Genomic DNA, 14,415 nt, shown 5'->3' with positions numbered 1-14,415 from the left:
CGGCTCGCCTCGGCTGTAGAGGGGTCAGCCGAGGCCGCTGCCGTTCTTGGCCAGTACGTCGAACTGGCTGCGGGTCAGCTTGCTGCTGTCGCCGGCGAGCTTGGCCGGGCGGGTGCAGATGACGCCGCCCGGGACGGAGCCGGTGAGGTAGCGGATCGCGTTCTTGAACGAGTCGCAGCGCCGCTGGTCCTCCGCGCCGGCCGGATAGCCGATCGCCGCGTTGACCCGGCCCATGTCGAGATTGTCGGCGTACGGATTGATGTTGCGGGCAACGGTCCAGTACCAGCGGGCGATGGGAGCGCTCCACTGCAGCGACAGCGCGAGGTCCGGGGTGCCGAGCAGGTCGATGCCGAGGTACTGGCCGGCCGGGCCGTAGTTGAAGTCGCCGGTCAGCTGGATGTAGCCGCGGCCGCCGTACGGGCGGGTGTCGCCGATCTCGCGGATGTTGTACTCCAGCCGCGACTCGTGCACCAGCGTGGCCAGGAACGCGGCCTTGCGGTACGGCGTGTTGATATTGGCGTCCCGCATCGCCTGGTTCAGCGACGGCAACCCGGTCTGGACGATCGACGGGTTCGCGATCCGGCTGCCGAACATCGCCTGTACGTCGGCCAACGTGATGTCACCCGCCGGCGGCGGGTCGTCGCCATCGCAGTCCGGTACGCCGGGCAACTTGTCCCCGGGAATCGCGACGTACGCGACAGTGACGTACCCGCCGAGGGCCGGCACGTGGGCCCACCATCTGCTCGAACCGCCGGAGACGGTGACGAGGTCACCCTCCTTCTGGCAGTCCACGTCGATGGCTGTCGGACCGGCCAGCGTCCCGACGACGGCGGAGGACAGGTAGGCGTCGGCGCGGACGTTCACGCCGGTGCCATAAGTCTGGAAGACGGTCGCGTACGCCGGTGACGCGGCGACCAGGGCGGTCGCGGTGATGCCTAGACAGGCGAGCACCACAGTGAGCAGACGACGCATGAGCACTCCCGGGGCGGTAGGAGACGGGCGGCGCCGTGAAAAGCTAACCAAACCTTCTCACGACGCCGCCAGTTTCCTTTACGACCGGGTCACGCTCAACCCTTTCGATTACGACTTGTCCTTGGGCTCCGGCTTCGCGTCGACGCCGGCCTCCTTGCGCTGCGCGGCGGTGATCGGCGCCGGCGCGGCGGTCAGCGGGTCGTACCCGCCGCCGGACTTCGGGAACGCGATCACGTCGCGGATCGACTCGGTGCCGGCCAGCAGCGCGGTGATCCGGTCCCAGCCGAACGCGATCCCGCCGTGCGGCGGCGCGCCGAACTTGAACGCGTCGAGCAGGAAGCCGAACTTCTCCGAAGCCTCCTCGTCGGTCAGGCCCATCACCTTGAAGACCCGTTTCTGCACGTCCTCGCGGTGGATACGGATGGACCCACCACCGATCTCGTTGCCGTTGCAGACGATGTCGTACGCGTACGCCAGCGCCGAGCCCGGGTCAGTGTCGAACGTCTCCAGCGAGTCCGGCTTCGGCGAGGTGAAGGCATGGTGCACTGCGGTCCAGGCACCCGAACCGACGGCGACGTCACCGGCGGCGGTCGCCTCGTCAGCCGGCTCGAACAGCGGCGCGTCGACGACCCACACGAACGACCAGGTCGACTCGTCGATCAGGCCACCGCGGCGGCCGATCTCCAACCGGGCCGCGCCGAGCAGCGCCCGCGACGACTTCACCGGCCCAGCAGCGAAGAAGATGCAGTCACCCGGCTTGGCACCGACATGGTCGGCGAGCCCCGCACGCTCCTCCTCGGACAGGTTCTTCGCCACCGGACCGCCGAGCTCGCCGTCCTGACCAACGAGCACATACGCCAGACCGCGAGCTCCGCGCTGCTTGGCCCAGTCCTGCCACGCGTCCAGCTGCTTGCGCGGCTGGTCCGCTCCCCCGGGCATCACGACGGCACCGACGTACGGCGCCTGGAACACCCGGAACGGCGTGTTCTTGAAGTACTCCGTGCACTCGACCAGCTCCAGGCCCATCCGCAGGTCCGGCTTGTCGCTACCGAACCGCGCCATCGCCTCGGCGTACGTCATCCGCGGGATCGGCGTCTGGACGTCGTACCCGACCAGCTTCCAGAGCGCGGTCAGGACCTCCTCGGACAGGGCGATGATGTCGTCCTGGTCGACGAAGCTCATCTCGATGTCGAGCTGCGTGAACTCCGGCTGCCGATCGGCGCGGAAGTCCTCGTCGCGGTAGCAGCGCGCGATCTGGAAGTACCGCTCCATCCCCGCCACCATCAGCAACTGCTTGAACAGCTGCGGCGACTGCGGCAGCGCGTACCAGCTGCCCGGCTGCAGGCGAGCGGGCACGAGGAAGTCGCGCGCGCCTTCCGGCGTGGAGCGGGTGAGCGTCGGCGTCTCGATCTCGACGAAGTCGTGCTTCGCCAACACCTCGCGGGCAGCCTTGTTGACCTCGCTGCGCAGGCGGATCGCCGTACCCGGGCCCTGGCGGCGCAGGTCGAGGTACCGGTACTTCAAACGGACCTCTTCGTTCACCGGCGTCGCGTGGTGCTCCTCGACCGGGAACGGCAGCGGTGCGGCCTCGTTCAGCACCTCGACCTCGGTGGTGATGATCTCGATCTCACCGGTCGGTAGGTTCGGGTTCGCGTTGCCCTCCGGGCGCAGCGCGACCTCACCGACGATCTTCAGGCAGTACTCCGAACGCAGGCCGTGCGCGGCGTCCTCATCGCGGATGACCACCTGCACAGTGCCGGTCGAGTCACGCAGGTCGATGAAGGCCACGCCACCGTGATCGCGTCGCCGCGCCACCCAGCCCGCCAGGATCACGGTCTGCCCGGTGTGCTCGGCGCGCAACGAGCCTGCGGAATGGGTACGGATCACGAGTTCTCCTGAGTAGTGGTGTCGATACGGGGTCGGATGTCAACCTCGGGCGGCGTCCAGGTGGCGGCGTCGGCGGGCACCTGCTCACCGCTGCGGATGTCCTTCACCTCGGCACCGTTCTCGGTGGCGAACCAGACGAACGGGATCCCCCGCCGGTCCGCGAACCGGATCTGCTTCCCGAACTTCGCCGCGGCCGGCGCCACCTCGACCGGGATCCCCCGGCCGCGCAGCGTCGCTGCGGTCCGCATGGCCTCGGCCCGGTCCTCTTCCGCTGTGAGGGCCACGAGTACGGCGGTCGGCGTACTGCGAGTGCCCTTGAGCAGCCCCTGGCTGACCAGCCGGTGCACCAGCCGGGACACGCCGATCGAGATGCCCACACCCGGGTACGTCGTTTTGCCGTCGGACGCGAGGGCGTCGTACCGGCCGCCGCCACCGACCGACCCGAACGACTCCTGGCCGACCAGGTAGAGCTCGTAGACCGCGCCGGTGTAGTAGTCCAGGCCGCGCGCGATCCGCAGGTCAGCCATCAGTAGACCGGGCGCGTGCTCGGCGGCTGCGGCCATCACCTGGCTCAGCTGCTCGAGGCCCTCATCCAGCGTCGGGTGCTCGACGCCCAGCGCGCGGACCTGATCCGCGAACGACGTGTCCGTGCTGGAGATGTCGGCCAACTGCACCGCGAGCCGCGCCTGCTTGTCGGTCGCACCCGCCTCGATCAGGCGCTCGACGACCTTGTCCGGGCCGATCTTGTCGATCTTGTCGACGATCCGCAGTACCGAGGTCACGTCGTCCAGGCCGAGGCCGCGGTAGAAGCCCTCGGGGATCTTGCGGTTGTTGACCTTGATGACGAACTCCGGCACCGGCAGCCGGCGCAGCGCGTCCGCGATCACCAATGGGAGTTCGACCTCGTAGTGGTTCGGCAGCTCGCCGGAGTCGATGATGTCGACGTCGGCCTGGGTGAACTCGCGGTAGCGGCCTTCCTGCGGACGCTCACCCCGCCAGACCTTCTGGATCTGGTAGCGGCGGAACGGGAAGACCAGCTTGCCGCTGTGCTCCAGCACGTACCGCGCGAACGGCACGGTCAGGTCGAAGTGCAGTCCGAGCGCCGCGTCCTCATCGGCACCGGCGGCCAAGCGCCGTACGCCGTAGATCTCTTTGTCCGCATCCTCGCCCTGGTTGGACAAACGCTCGACCGGCTCGACCGCACGGGTCTCGATCGACGCGAAGCCGTGCAGCTCGAACGTCTCCCGGATCACGTCGAGGAACTGCTGCTCGACAATCCGGTCCTGCGGAAGGAATTCGGGGAACCCGCTGAGTGGGGTCACCTTGCTCATGGTTTCGGTATCTCCAGGTCCTGCAAGTAGGGGTTGGTCGCCTTCTCCCGGCCGATCGTGGTCTGGCCACCATGACCCGGCAGGACGACGATCTCGTCGCGCATCGGCAGGATCTTGGTGGCCAACGTATGCAGCATCGCCGGATGGTCGCCCCCAGGCAGATCCGTCCGGCCGATCGACCCGGCGAACAACACGTCACCGGAGAACAGAACCGCGGGCACGTCTTCCGGCCCGTCGTACGGCATGGTGAACGTGACCGAACCCCGGGTGTGCCCCGGCGTGTGGTCGACGGTGAAGCCAAGTCCGGCCAGCTCGAGGCTCAGGCCGTCTTTCAGTTCGGAGACGTCGTCAGGCTCGGCGAACTCGTGCTTGCCGCCCAGCAGCATGCGCGCCGACTCCGCGCCGATGCCCGCCATCGGGTCGGTCAGCAGGTGCCGGTCGTCCGGGTGGATCCAGGCGGTCGCGTCGTACGTCCCGCAGACCGGCAGGACCGAGAACATGTGGTCGATGTGACCGTGTGTGAGCAGTACGGCTACCGGTTTGAGCTTGTTCTCCCGGACCACCTGCTCGACGCCCGCGGCCGCGTCCTGGCCCGGGTCGACAACGATGCATTCCGCGCCCTGGCCGGTGGCGACGACGTAGCAGTTCGTACCCCACGACCCCGCGGGGAACCCGGCGATGAGCACGACTGACCTTCCTGGAACGGTTCGGGACCACTAAGGCTACCGGTGCCGGACCGGTGAGTTCGAACCGGATTGTGACGCAACACCGTTGCGTCCGCGACAGGAGTTTGTGATTGTTCAGGGATAAGCGTCGGGAAAGCGCCTCGACGCGCCCGGCCAGGCCCTGTTCGCGCGGTTGGACCAGGGACTGACCAGAATGGGCACGAGCGCAGTACATACCGCCGGAAGGGGCGAGTTGTGGCCGGAGAGAGCTGGGGCCGGGTAGCGGAGGACGGAACGGTCTTCGTACGGACCAAGGACGGTGAACGCGCGGTCGGCCAGTGGCCGGACGCCAACCCAGAGGAGGCCCTCGCCTTCTACACCCGCCGGTACGACGCCTTGGCGTTCGAGGTGGATCTGCTCGAACAGCGGGTCCAGGCGGGCACCGTGTCGCCCGACGACGCGCGCGCCGCGGTGAAGAAGGTGACCAGCTCGATCGAGGAGGCCCAGGCGGTCGGCGATCTCGACGGCCTGCGGACCCGGCTCGAGGCGCTCTCCCCCCTCGTCGCCCAGCAGCGCGAGCGGCGCAAGGCCGAACGGGCCGCGAAGGTCGAGGAAGCGCGCTCCGCCAAGACCAAGATCGCCACCGAGGCCGAGACCATCGCGGCCGGTACCGACTGGCGCCACGGCGTCACCCGCCTGCGCGAACTGCTGGACGAGTGGAAGGCCCTGCCGCGGCTGGACAAGTCCAGTGACGACGAGCTGTGGCACCGGTTCTCTTCCGCGCGTACGACGTACACCCGGCATCGCAAGCAGCACTTCGCCGAGCTGTCCTCCAAGCGCGAGGAGGCGGCCGTGGTGAAGGAGCGGCTCGCCGCCGAGGCGGAGACGCTCGCGGCGTCGACCGAGTGGGGTCCGACGTCGGGCCGCTTCCGCGACCTGATGCGGCAGTGGAAGGCCGCCGGCCCCGCGCCGCGCGAGGTGGACGACAAACTGTGGGCGCGCTTCCGGGCCGCGCAGGACATGTTCTTCGGTGCTCGCGACGCGATCCAAGCCGAGGAGAACGCCGAGCAGGTCGAGAACCTCCGCGCCAAGGAGGCCTTGCTGGTTGAGATCGAGACGATCCTGCCCGTGGAGGACGCGAAGGCCGCCCGCGAGCAACTGCGCGAGTACCTCGACCGCTGGGACCAGATCGGCAAGGTCCCCCGCGACGCGATGCGCTCCGTAGACTCCCGCCTCCGCGCCGTCGAGCAAGCCGTCAAGGCCGCCGAGGACGAGGTCTGGAACCGCAGCAACCCCGAGGCCCGCGCCCGCGCCGAGGCAACCGTCAAGCAACTCCAGTCCCTGATCGCAGACCTCGAGAAGCAAGCAGCCAAAGCCGAGTCCCAAGGCAACACCCGCAAAGCCACCGAAGCCCGCGAAGCAATAGCCGCCCGCCGAGAATGGCTAACCCAAGCCCAAAACGCCCTAACCGACTTCAGCTGAAGCCTGTGGACAACTGTCGGCACGGTTGAGGGTGTTTGGGCCATCCTGCTGGGATGCTGCCTGCCGAGTTCCCCTTGTATTTCTGCGGTCTGCCGTTCCGTGCTCATCAGGTCGGCCGCAAGCTCCGCTGGCTGCTCGGCGGCGGCGACATCCGTCCGGTCATGAAGGGTGTGTACGTCGACGTCCGAGTCCCCGACTCGCTCACCCTTCGCGCCAACGCCGCCCAACTCGTAGTACCGAACGGTGCAGCAGCCTGCGGCCGGCTCGCCGCCTGGATCCACGGCCTCGACACCACCGCGATCGGTCCGGAGGATTTGATCGAAGCCCAATGGACCCACGAGGCCACCGACGTAGTCGAAGTGCGCGGCGTACAAGTCACCAGCCCGGTCGCCACCGCCGTCGAGCTCGCCATGCAACTACCTCGCCCGTTCGCCCTCTCCGCCGTAGACGCCTTCCTTCGCTCAGGCCAAGCCGATCGCTGGGCCCTCCGTTCTGCGTCAGCAGCCTATGAAGGCCGTCGCGGCTACCCCCAAAGCCAAGACATCCTGCGGTACGCCGACCGCAGAGCCGCCTCCCCCGGCGAGTCCTGGCTACGCCTACGCCTCATCGACGCCGGCTTCGGCCGCCCCGACCTCCAGGTCCCCGTGGACGGGCCGAACCGCACCTACCGCCTGGACCTCGGCTACCCCGATCGCCCAGTGGATGGGAAGCGGCTAGGGCTCGAGTACGACAGCGACCAATGGCATTCCACCCAGAAACAACAGCTCCGCGACGAAACCCGCCGTACCGAACTGGACGCCCTCGGCTGGCACGTGATCCCCGTCCGGCGAACTGACCTCTGGGGCCGCTACCCCGCACTAGAACTCGCCGCAGGCGCCTTCCTCTGCCAACACCCCCGCCTCCCCCGCCGCTGGTAATCACCACACCCCTCGGAACGCTGGACACCCTGCTCGCCGTACGAAGTCGAATGCCTTCGCTAGCACCTGATCCCATCCGGCGGACCGATCTCTGCAGCCCCAACTCAGCTCTACTGCTCGCGGCCAGCGCCTTCTCTGCCAACACCCGCGCCTCCCCCGCCGGTCGTCACCAGCGCGGCACTCGGACCAGCGGCTCGCCTTCCAGCAGCCAACGCTGGACAGTCCTGTTCGCCGTACCGAGGGGACACGTACGGCGAACAGGACTGGTTTGGAGGGGGTTAGCTGGCGGGGGTGGGCTTGCGGTGGTGGAGGGTTTGGAGGAGTAGGGCGGTTAGGAGGAGGGCGGCTCCTGTGGTGGCGATGGGGAGTTGGTAGTTGTGGGTGGGTGCCGGGGTGGTGGTGTCGTACCCGCCGGCTTTGCCTTGGTCGGAGTAGGGGGTGCCGGGGAGTTTGTCGTTGTAGCGGGTGGAGATGAGGTCGTTGTAGGCGGCGATGGTGATCGGGGCGCGGCCGATGGACTTGGTGGCGGAGGGGTTGAGGGGGCGGATCTGGGTGCCGGTGAGGGCGTACCAGGCTCCGATCTGGGGCTCGGTGAAGACGAGGGCGCCACGAGCTGCCGCGATCATGCGGGCTTCGGTGTTCCCGCTCGCCACGTTGACTGCCTGCCAAGCACCCGTTACCGGGTCGGGAGCGGTGTAGACGGTCAGGGCTTGACCGCCTTTGCTGGCGGGCGTGGCGGCGTACCAGAAGGTCGCCACCGGCGCCGACGCGTCGCGAACGAAGGCGGGGTTGAGCGCGTACACCGGGTGCGTGTCGTGCGAGACCGTGGCCGCAGTCTTCGCGGATACGGCCGGGACCTTGCCGAGCAGGCTGAAAGCGGTCGGCGAGTGCGCCGCGGTGGTTGCCTTTGACAACTCGTTGCCGGACACCGGTTCGGGACCGGCTGCGCTGGCAGCGCCACCGACGGTCAGTACAAGGCCGAGACCGACGGCCAGTACGGCGCTGAGACGGAGCAGGATGTTCTTCGGGCGGGGCATGTCAGGCTCCGATCCGGTACAGGGAATGGGTCCAGGTGAACTGCGAGTTGGACCGGTACCAGTTGTACGTCGAGTAGTTGTAGCGCGGGTCATCCGGCCAAGGGTTGTAGTACTCGATGGTCGAATCGGAGGAGTCGTACCCGATGATGTCCATCATGTGCCCGCCGCCCGACGACCAGCCGATGCGCGTCATCACCGGGCGCCCGGCCGCGATCTCGCTGACGAGCGTGCTGAAGCTGAGCGTTGACGAGACGTAGCTGCCGGCGCTGATCCCGATCGACCGGAACGCCCGCTGGTCGTTGGCCAGCGTGGCCTGGTTGTTCGGACAGGTCACGTTCGTGCTGTTGCCGAAGGCCAGGTTGCAGAACTGGTTCTGCGAGTACGACTTCCCGTAGAACGCGGCGATGCTGTTGCCGGTAGCGGCCCAGCACCAGTTCGACTTCTGCTGCGCCTGCCCGGTGACGTCGAGGTAGTAGCTGCCGGGCGCGGCCGAGGCCGGCGGAGCGAGCGGTACCAGCGTGGCCAGGCCGATGATCATTGCCAGAAGCAATGACCAGGTACGGCGGGGGCGGAGCCTGCGCATGGATCCTCCTTCGGTGGGTGGGGAGGGGTCCATCGTCAGGAGCACGCCCGCGCCCGGCAAGAACCGGCGTACCGCCCGAATGGCCCGTGTGAACGCGAAGCCGCCGTGAACAGCGTGTGACGAACTACTGCCGGACAGTGCTGTGAATGTTTACACTGACCGGCGGGACCCGAGGAGCATCACCATGATCGAATCGTCGGTGCGGCCTGTGACTCCGGAGACGTCGTTCGCCGAGGCGCTGCGGCAGGCGATCGCGCGCCGTGGCCTGGCCCTGAACCGCATCCGCACGCATCTGGCCGACCGCGGGCTCCACGTCGGCGTCGCGACGCTCAGCACCTGGCAGAGCGGCCGCCGGGTCCCGCGCGAGGACTCGCTGGCCGTGATCAGCGCGCTCGAGGAGCTCCTGCAGCTGCCACCCGGCTGGCTCACCGTCCGCATCCCGCCGGCGCGTAGCGAACCGGCCGCCACGACACCGCCGTACGCCGTCGTCGACTACGCCGTGTCCCTCACCCCGCTGCTCGATCGACTCCGTCGTGACGCCCACGGCCGGCTCCGCACCCTCACCGCGCTCGACGAGATCCACCTCGGCCCGGACCGGAGCGCCCACCGGCGACGAGTGACTCAGAGCGTTGTCGCCGTGGAGCCGGTGGACCTGTTGATCATCGCGCACCAAGGCGAACCCGGGTGCGACGTCGACCAACTCACGCTGCACGCGATGAGCGGCTGCCGGACCGGCCGGGTCGCGCGCGCTCCCGAGGCCGGCGCGATGCTGGCTGAGCTCCTGCTCGACCGCGTTCTCGCCGTTGGCGACACGGCCGTGGTGCACTACGAGATCGAGGACCGGAACGGGCTGCCGTCGGTGGACTACCAGCGATTCAGCGAGTGGGGCGGTGCGCATTGTGTGCTCGAGGTGCAGTTCGACCGGGCCGCTCTGCCGGTCCGCGTGAACGAGTTCCGTCGCAGACACACCAGCGGTCCGGATCTCCTGCGCCGCGACCTGATGCTCACCGCCGACGGACGCGCCCACGTCGTGGAGCCGTCCGCCGACCCCGGCACAGTCGGCATCGCGTGGGAGTGGGACTAGCTGCGGAAGCCGGCGTGGACGTGGTCGTGGTGGGTTTGGTCGGAGAAGAAGGCAGCGCCGGAGAGCTGGTACGGACCGCCGACGTTGTAGGAGCCGAGGGATTCAGCGGCACGCATGTACGACGTGATGAGTGAGCGTGACGTGCCTGGGGCAACGACCGCGCGGCCGTTGATCTGCCAGGTGTCGAAGGCCCGTCCGCGCGGATGGTCGCTGGGGCGGTTGGTCCCGAAGACGTTGATCGGATGGCCGGAGCGGATCACGCTGATGCCGATCCGGTAGGTCTTGGCGAGCTCGAGCATCGTCCGCAGCACACTGTCGTGGACCTGTCCCGAGCGGATGTCCGCCGCGGACGCAGGCGGGAGTGCGATCCGCTCGCTGGCCAGGACCTGCCGAGCCGCCGAGGACAGCCGGGACGTCGCCGCTCCGGGTCGCGCCGGATGCGTTGCGGTCACCCTCCAGCTCCCGCCCGACCTGCTCAGCCGTACGTCGTACGTCGTACCGCTGGTCACGACGCGTCCGCCAGAAATTGAGTAGACCCGGCAAGGCACCAGCACACTGGCCGAGTCGCTCAGGATCCCGCCGTACTGGGCGTCGATCACGTCAACCGCAGTCTTCGGCCGCCCCAGCAACTTCACCACCGCCGCCACCGCAGCCCGCTTGACCTCAGGATGGATCTCCCCCGCTCCAGGAACCCACGGGCGGACAGACGGCAACGCAACCGTGGGTCGCGGAGTCGCCGAAACCGTCGGACGTGGAGACGGCGAGGCTGTGGCCGACGGCGCTGAGGTGGTCGGCCCCGAGGCGGTCGGCGCCGAGGTGGTCGGCGCCGAGGTAGGCGGTGCCGTGGCGGCGGGCGCCGAGGTGGCTGAAGGGTTGCTGCAGCCGGCCAGGAACCCGGCCCCGACGATCAACAGACTGCGGCGTTTCACGAACAGACTCGGCAGTCCGTGTAGTCGCCCAGGAACAACCCATGCTCACGGCACCGAGTGAACGCCGCAGCAGCCGGCTCCGGATCCCACATCCGAGGCAACTCCACCGCCTCAGCCGGCGGCCGGTAGTCCCGCACCACGTCCTCGTAATCCGCCAGATACTTCTCCGCGTACGGCGGTTCGTACGACAGCAACTCCCACCGGAAGCGCGCCTTCGCCAACCCGATCACCCGCAGCAGGAACCCACGCTCGGCCTCCCAGCCGACCGACGGCCACGGCAACTCGTCCAGATCGAAGCTCTCGTTACCCAGCCCGATCCGCGAATTGCACAGCAGCAAAGCGAATCCACGCTGGAACTCGGTCACCGCCAGCTCGCACGCCGCCAGCGCGAGCACGTCCAAGAACACGTCCGAACCACCATTGGACAGCCGCACACGCGGCCCGGCCACCGAACTGCCGAAGGCGTTGCCCACCGCCCCTACTGAGTCACGCGGTAGACGTCGAAGACGCCTTCGACGGAACGGACTGCCTTGAGGACGTGGCCGAGGTGGGTCGGGTCGCCCATCTCGAAGGTGAAGCGGGACTTGGCGATCCGGTCGCGGGTCGTGGTCAGGGCCGCGGACAGGATGTTCACGTGGTAGTCGGACAGCACGCGGGTGATGTCGGACAGCAGCCGCGCCCGGTCCAGCGCCTCGACCTGGATCGCGACCAGGAAGACGGACTGGGCGGTCGGGGCCCACTCGACCTCGACGATCCGCTCCGGCTGGGTCTGCAGGTTCTCGACGTTCGCGCAGTCCGCCCGGTGCACCGAGACGCCGGCGCCGCGGGTGATCCAGCCGATGATCTCGTCGCCCGGAACCGGTGTACAGCAGCGCGCCAGCTTGGACAGGATGTCGGTCGCGCCCTTGACGATGACACCAGCATCGCCACGGGCCGTCCGCTTCCGCCGCTCGCGGGTGGCCGGCAGGTGGACGCCCTCGGCCAGGTCCTCGGCCGCGCCCTCCTCACCGCCGTACGTCTCGATCAGGCGGCGTACGACGGCTTGTGCGCTGACGTGACTCTCGCCGACCGCGGCGTACAGACCGGTGACGTCCGGGTAGCGCAGCGAGTTCGCCACCGCGGTGAGGGTCTCGTGCGACAGCAGGCGCTGCAGCGGCAGGCCTTCCTTGCGCAGCTGCTTGGCGATCGCGTCCTTGCCGTGCTCGATCGCCTCGTCCCGGCGCTCCTTGGAGAACCAGTGCTTGATCTTGTTCCGCGCCCGCGGGCTCTTCACGAAGGACAGCCAGTCGCGGGACGGACCCGCGCCCTGCGCCTTCGAGGTGAAGACCTCGACCACGTCGCCGTTCTCGAGCGTGCTCTCCAGCGGCACCAGGCGGCCGTTGACCCGGGCGCCGATGCAGCGGTGCCCGACCTCGGTATGGATCGCGTACGCGAAGTCGACCGGCGACGATCCGGTCGGCAGCGACATCACGTCACCGCGCGGGGTGAAGACGTACACCTCGGAGTTGTTGATCTCGAACCGCAGCGAGTCGAGGAACTCCGACGGATCGGAGGTCTCCCGCTGCCAGTCGACCAACTGCCGGACCCACGGCATCTCGTTGGGCCCGCCGATCTCGGTGCTGGACGGACCGGCCGCCTCGGGCACGCCCGAGGTCGGGTCCTCCTTGTACTTCCAGTGCGCGGCGATGCCGTACTCGGCCCGCCGGTGCATCGAGAAGGACCGGATCTGCAGCTCCACCGGCTTGCCCTGCGGGCCGATCACCGTGGTGTGCAGCGACTGGTACATGTTGAACTTCGGCATCGCGATGTAGTCCTTGAACCGGCCGGGCACCGGATTCCACCGCGCGTGCAGGATGCCGAGCGCGGCGTAGCAGTCCCGGACCGACTCGACCAGCACGCGGATGCCGACCAGGTCGTAGATGTCGCCGAACTCGCGGCCGCGGACGATCATCTTCTGGTAGATCGAGTAGTAGTGCTTGGGCCGGCCGGTGACGGTCGCCTTCACCTTGGCGGCGCGCAGGTCCTCGTGCACCTGGTCGATCACGGACGCCAGGTACTCGTCCCGCGACGGCGCGCGCTCGGCGACCAGCCGGACGATCTCGTCGTACACCTTCGGGTGCAGGGTCGAGAAGGACAGGTCCTCGAGCTCCCACTTGATCGTGTTCATACCGAGCCGGTGCGCCAGCGGGGCGTAGATCTCGAGCGTCTCGCGGGCCTTGCGCTCCTGCTTCTCCTGCCGCAGGAAGCCGAGCGTGCGCATGTTGTGCAGCCGGTCGGCGAGCTTGATCACCAGCACCCGGATGTCCTTGGACATCGCGACCACCATCTTGCGGATGGTCTCGGCCTGCGCTGACTCTCCGTAGCGAACCTTCTCCAGCTTGGTGACGCCGTCGACCAGCATGGCGATCTCTTCGCCGAAGTCGCGGGTCAATTCGTCCACCGTGTACGGCGTGTCCTCGACGGTGTCGTGGAGCAGCGCGGCGCACAGGGTCGGCGCGGTCATACCGAGCTCGGCCAGGATGGTGGCGACGGCGAGCGGGTGGGTGATGTACGCGTCACCGCTCTTGCGCATCTGGCCGGTGTGGTACTTCTCCGCGGTCCGGTAGGCGCGCTCGATCATGCCGAGATCGGCCTTCGGGTGGGTCGCCCGGACGACCCGGAACAGCGGCTCGAGCATGGGCGCGCGGTTCGGATGCCTGGTGCCGCCGAGGCGGGCCAGACGGGCCCGGACCCGGGCTGGAGCGATCCGCGGCGGTTGGGCGGCAGGCGGCACCGGCGCCGGGCGCACCGGTGACGGCGCGCGCGGAGGCTCCTGCGGTGCAACGTTCGGCACCGCTGATGCAATCGCCGGGTCTTCGCCCACGTTGTGTCCCTCCGCCGACAGAGCACCAGTCTAGGGGGCGTCGGCCAACGAGGCAGAAATACCCTGTGGACAACACGCCGGGTCAACTCCCGGTCGCGGAGAGTTTGCCCGGAATCGGAACTGTCAGACCGTCATGAGGGCGCGCAACTGCTCCCCCGCCAGCCGCTTGCGGCCCGGGAGGAACGAGAGCTCGAGGAGCACTGCCGTATCGACCACCTCGGCCTTGCAGCGGCGGATCAGGCGCAGACAGGCCTCGACCGTCCCGCCGGTGGCGAGTACGTCGTCGATCACCAGCACCCGGTCACCCGGTGTGAACGCGTCCTGGTGCACCTCGATGGTCGCCTCGCCGTACTCCAGCGCGTACGACTCCTCGTACGTCGCGGCCGGCAACTTCCCCTTCTTCCGCACCGGCACGAACCCGGCGCCGAGAGCGAGCGCGACCGGGGCGGCCAGGATGAACCCGCGCGCCTCGATCCCGACCACCTTGTCGACCACCGGGTTCCCGTCGTCGTCACGCCCGAACGCGGCCAGCGCGTCGACCACCTGGGCGAACCCGCTGTGGTCGGCCAGCAGCGGGGTGATGTCCTTGAACATCACCCCCTGCTGCGGGTAGTCCGGGATGTCGCGAATGCCGTCGGCGAGGACCTGCTCCAGCGTCCGCATCG

At 68.5% G+C, this 14,415-nt stretch carries 13 protein-coding genes; 3 read left to right on the top strand and 10 right to left on the bottom strand.

The genetic code is table 11. The features are described from left to right. Positions 1-24 precede the first annotated feature (24 nt). The 4 genes from E0H73_RS10840 to E0H73_RS10825 all read right to left on the bottom strand — a co-directional run bounded on the left by E0H73_RS10840 (position 25) and on the right by E0H73_RS10825 (position 4,876). Positions 25-972: a glycoside hydrolase family 19 protein gene (locus E0H73_RS10840; RefSeq protein WP_131353538.1), complete on the bottom strand. Its 948-nt coding sequence runs from the start codon at positions 970-972 to the stop codon at positions 25-27. A gap of 108 nt (positions 973-1,080) precedes the next feature. Next, positions 1,081-2,859, bottom strand: a complete 1,779-nt coding sequence (gene aspS, locus E0H73_RS10835; RefSeq protein WP_131353536.1) for an aspartate--tRNA ligase — start codon at positions 2,857-2,859, stop codon at positions 1,081-1,083. Then, positions 2,856-4,190: a histidine--tRNA ligase gene (gene hisS, locus E0H73_RS10830; RefSeq protein WP_131353534.1), complete on the bottom strand. Its 1,335-nt coding sequence runs from the start codon at positions 4,188-4,190 to the stop codon at positions 2,856-2,858. Before hisS ends, aspS begins: the two co-directional genes overlap by 4 nt. After that, entirely contained in the window at positions 4,187-4,876 is a 690-nt protein-coding gene (locus E0H73_RS10825) for an MBL fold metallo-hydrolase (RefSeq protein WP_131353532.1), read from the bottom strand. Before E0H73_RS10825 ends, hisS begins: the two co-directional genes overlap by 4 nt. Positions 4,877-5,110: 234 nt before the next feature. Between E0H73_RS10825 and E0H73_RS10820 the strand changes: the two genes are divergently transcribed. Further along, on the top strand, positions 5,111-6,337 hold the full coding sequence (locus E0H73_RS10820) for a DUF349 domain-containing protein (protein ID WP_131353530.1): 1,227 nt from the start codon (positions 5,111-5,113) through the stop codon (positions 6,335-6,337). A gap of 53 nt (positions 6,338-6,390) precedes the next feature. Beyond that, a complete protein-coding gene (locus E0H73_RS10815) occupies positions 6,391-7,254 on the top strand; it encodes a hypothetical protein (protein ID WP_131353529.1) in 864 nt (287 codons plus the stop codon). Positions 7,255-7,532: 278 nt separating this feature from the next. On the opposite strand, the gene E0H73_RS10810 is transcribed toward E0H73_RS10815, so the two are convergent. Both E0H73_RS10810 and E0H73_RS10805 read right to left on the bottom strand, forming a co-directional pair. Next, the gene (locus tag E0H73_RS10810) at positions 7,533-8,291 is read right to left on the bottom strand and encodes a hypothetical protein (RefSeq protein ID WP_131353527.1); all 759 of its coding nucleotides are present in this window, start codon (positions 8,289-8,291) and stop codon (positions 7,533-7,535) included. 1 nt (position 8,292) lies between these two features. After that, a complete protein-coding gene (locus E0H73_RS10805; RefSeq protein ID WP_202867317.1) occupies positions 8,293-8,874 on the bottom strand; it encodes a papain-like cysteine protease family protein in 582 nt (193 codons plus the stop codon). 184 nt (positions 8,875-9,058) lie between these two features. On the opposite strand from E0H73_RS10805, the gene E0H73_RS10800 reads away from it, so the two are divergent. Next, the gene (locus E0H73_RS10800; protein WP_131353523.1) at positions 9,059-9,958 is read left to right on the top strand and encodes a hypothetical protein; all 900 of its coding nucleotides are present in this window, start codon (positions 9,059-9,061) and stop codon (positions 9,956-9,958) included. Here the strand turns inward: E0H73_RS10800 and E0H73_RS10795 are convergent. The 4 genes from E0H73_RS10795 to E0H73_RS10780 form a co-directional block, all read right to left on the bottom strand. Next, positions 9,955-10,596: a hypothetical protein gene (locus E0H73_RS10795; RefSeq protein WP_238163934.1), complete on the bottom strand. Its 642-nt coding sequence runs from the start codon at positions 10,594-10,596 to the stop codon at positions 9,955-9,957. The genes E0H73_RS10800 and E0H73_RS10795 overlap by 4 nt on opposite strands. 287 nt (positions 10,597-10,883) lie before the next feature. Continuing rightward, on the bottom strand, positions 10,884-11,294 hold the full coding sequence (locus tag E0H73_RS10790) for a hypothetical protein (RefSeq protein WP_131353521.1): 411 nt from the start codon (positions 11,292-11,294) through the stop codon (positions 10,884-10,886). A gap of 71 nt (positions 11,295-11,365) precedes the next feature. Continuing rightward, positions 11,366-13,564 (bottom strand): RelA/SpoT family protein, encoded by a 2,199-nt coding sequence (locus tag E0H73_RS10785; RefSeq protein ID WP_202867366.1) that lies wholly within the window; start codon positions 13,562-13,564, stop codon positions 11,366-11,368. Positions 13,565-13,873: 309 nt separating this feature from the next. Beyond that, entirely contained in the window at positions 13,874-14,413 is a 540-nt protein-coding gene (locus tag E0H73_RS10780) for an adenine phosphoribosyltransferase (RefSeq protein WP_131354629.1), read from the bottom strand. Positions 14,414-14,415 lie beyond the last annotated feature (2 nt).

It is taken from the genome of Kribbella pittospori, from assembly GCF_004331465.1.
GTDB classification, from domain to species: domain Bacteria; phylum Actinomycetota; class Actinomycetes; order Propionibacteriales; family Kribbellaceae; genus Kribbella; species Kribbella pittospori.
Note: the sequence above shows the minus strand (reverse complement) of the source record. Positions and strands in the feature narration are given on the sequence as shown.

What these genes read in the sequence shown, in the direction of transcription:
- E0H73_RS10840 (WP_131353538.1), bottom strand. Translation starts at nt 972, where the DNA reads ATGCGTCGTCTGCTCACTGTGGTGCTCGCCTGTCTAGGCATCACCGCG.
- hisS (WP_131353534.1), bottom strand. Translation starts at nt 4,190, where the DNA reads ATGAGCAAGGTGACCCCACTCAGCGGGTTCCCCGAATTCCTTCCGCAG.
- E0H73_RS10815 (WP_131353529.1), top strand. Translation starts at nt 6,391, where the DNA reads ATGCTGCCTGCCGAGTTCCCCTTGTATTTCTGCGGTCTGCCGTTCCGT.
- E0H73_RS10810 (WP_131353527.1), bottom strand. Translation starts at nt 8,291, where the DNA reads ATGCCCCGCCCGAAGAACATCCTGCTCCGTCTCAGCGCCGTACTGGCC.
- E0H73_RS10805 (WP_202867317.1), bottom strand. Translation starts at nt 8,874, where the DNA reads ATGCGCAGGCTCCGCCCCCGCCGTACCTGGTCATTGCTTCTGGCAATG.
- E0H73_RS10800 (WP_131353523.1), top strand. Translation starts at nt 9,059, where the DNA reads ATGATCGAATCGTCGGTGCGGCCTGTGACTCCGGAGACGTCGTTCGCC.
- E0H73_RS10785 (WP_202867366.1), bottom strand. Translation starts at nt 13,564, where the DNA reads ATGCTCGAGCCGCTGTTCCGGGTCGTCCGGGCGACCCACCCGAAGGCC.
- E0H73_RS10780 (WP_131354629.1), bottom strand. Translation starts at nt 14,413, where the DNA reads ATGCGGACGCTGGAGCAGGTCCTCGCCGACGGCATTCGCGACATCCCG.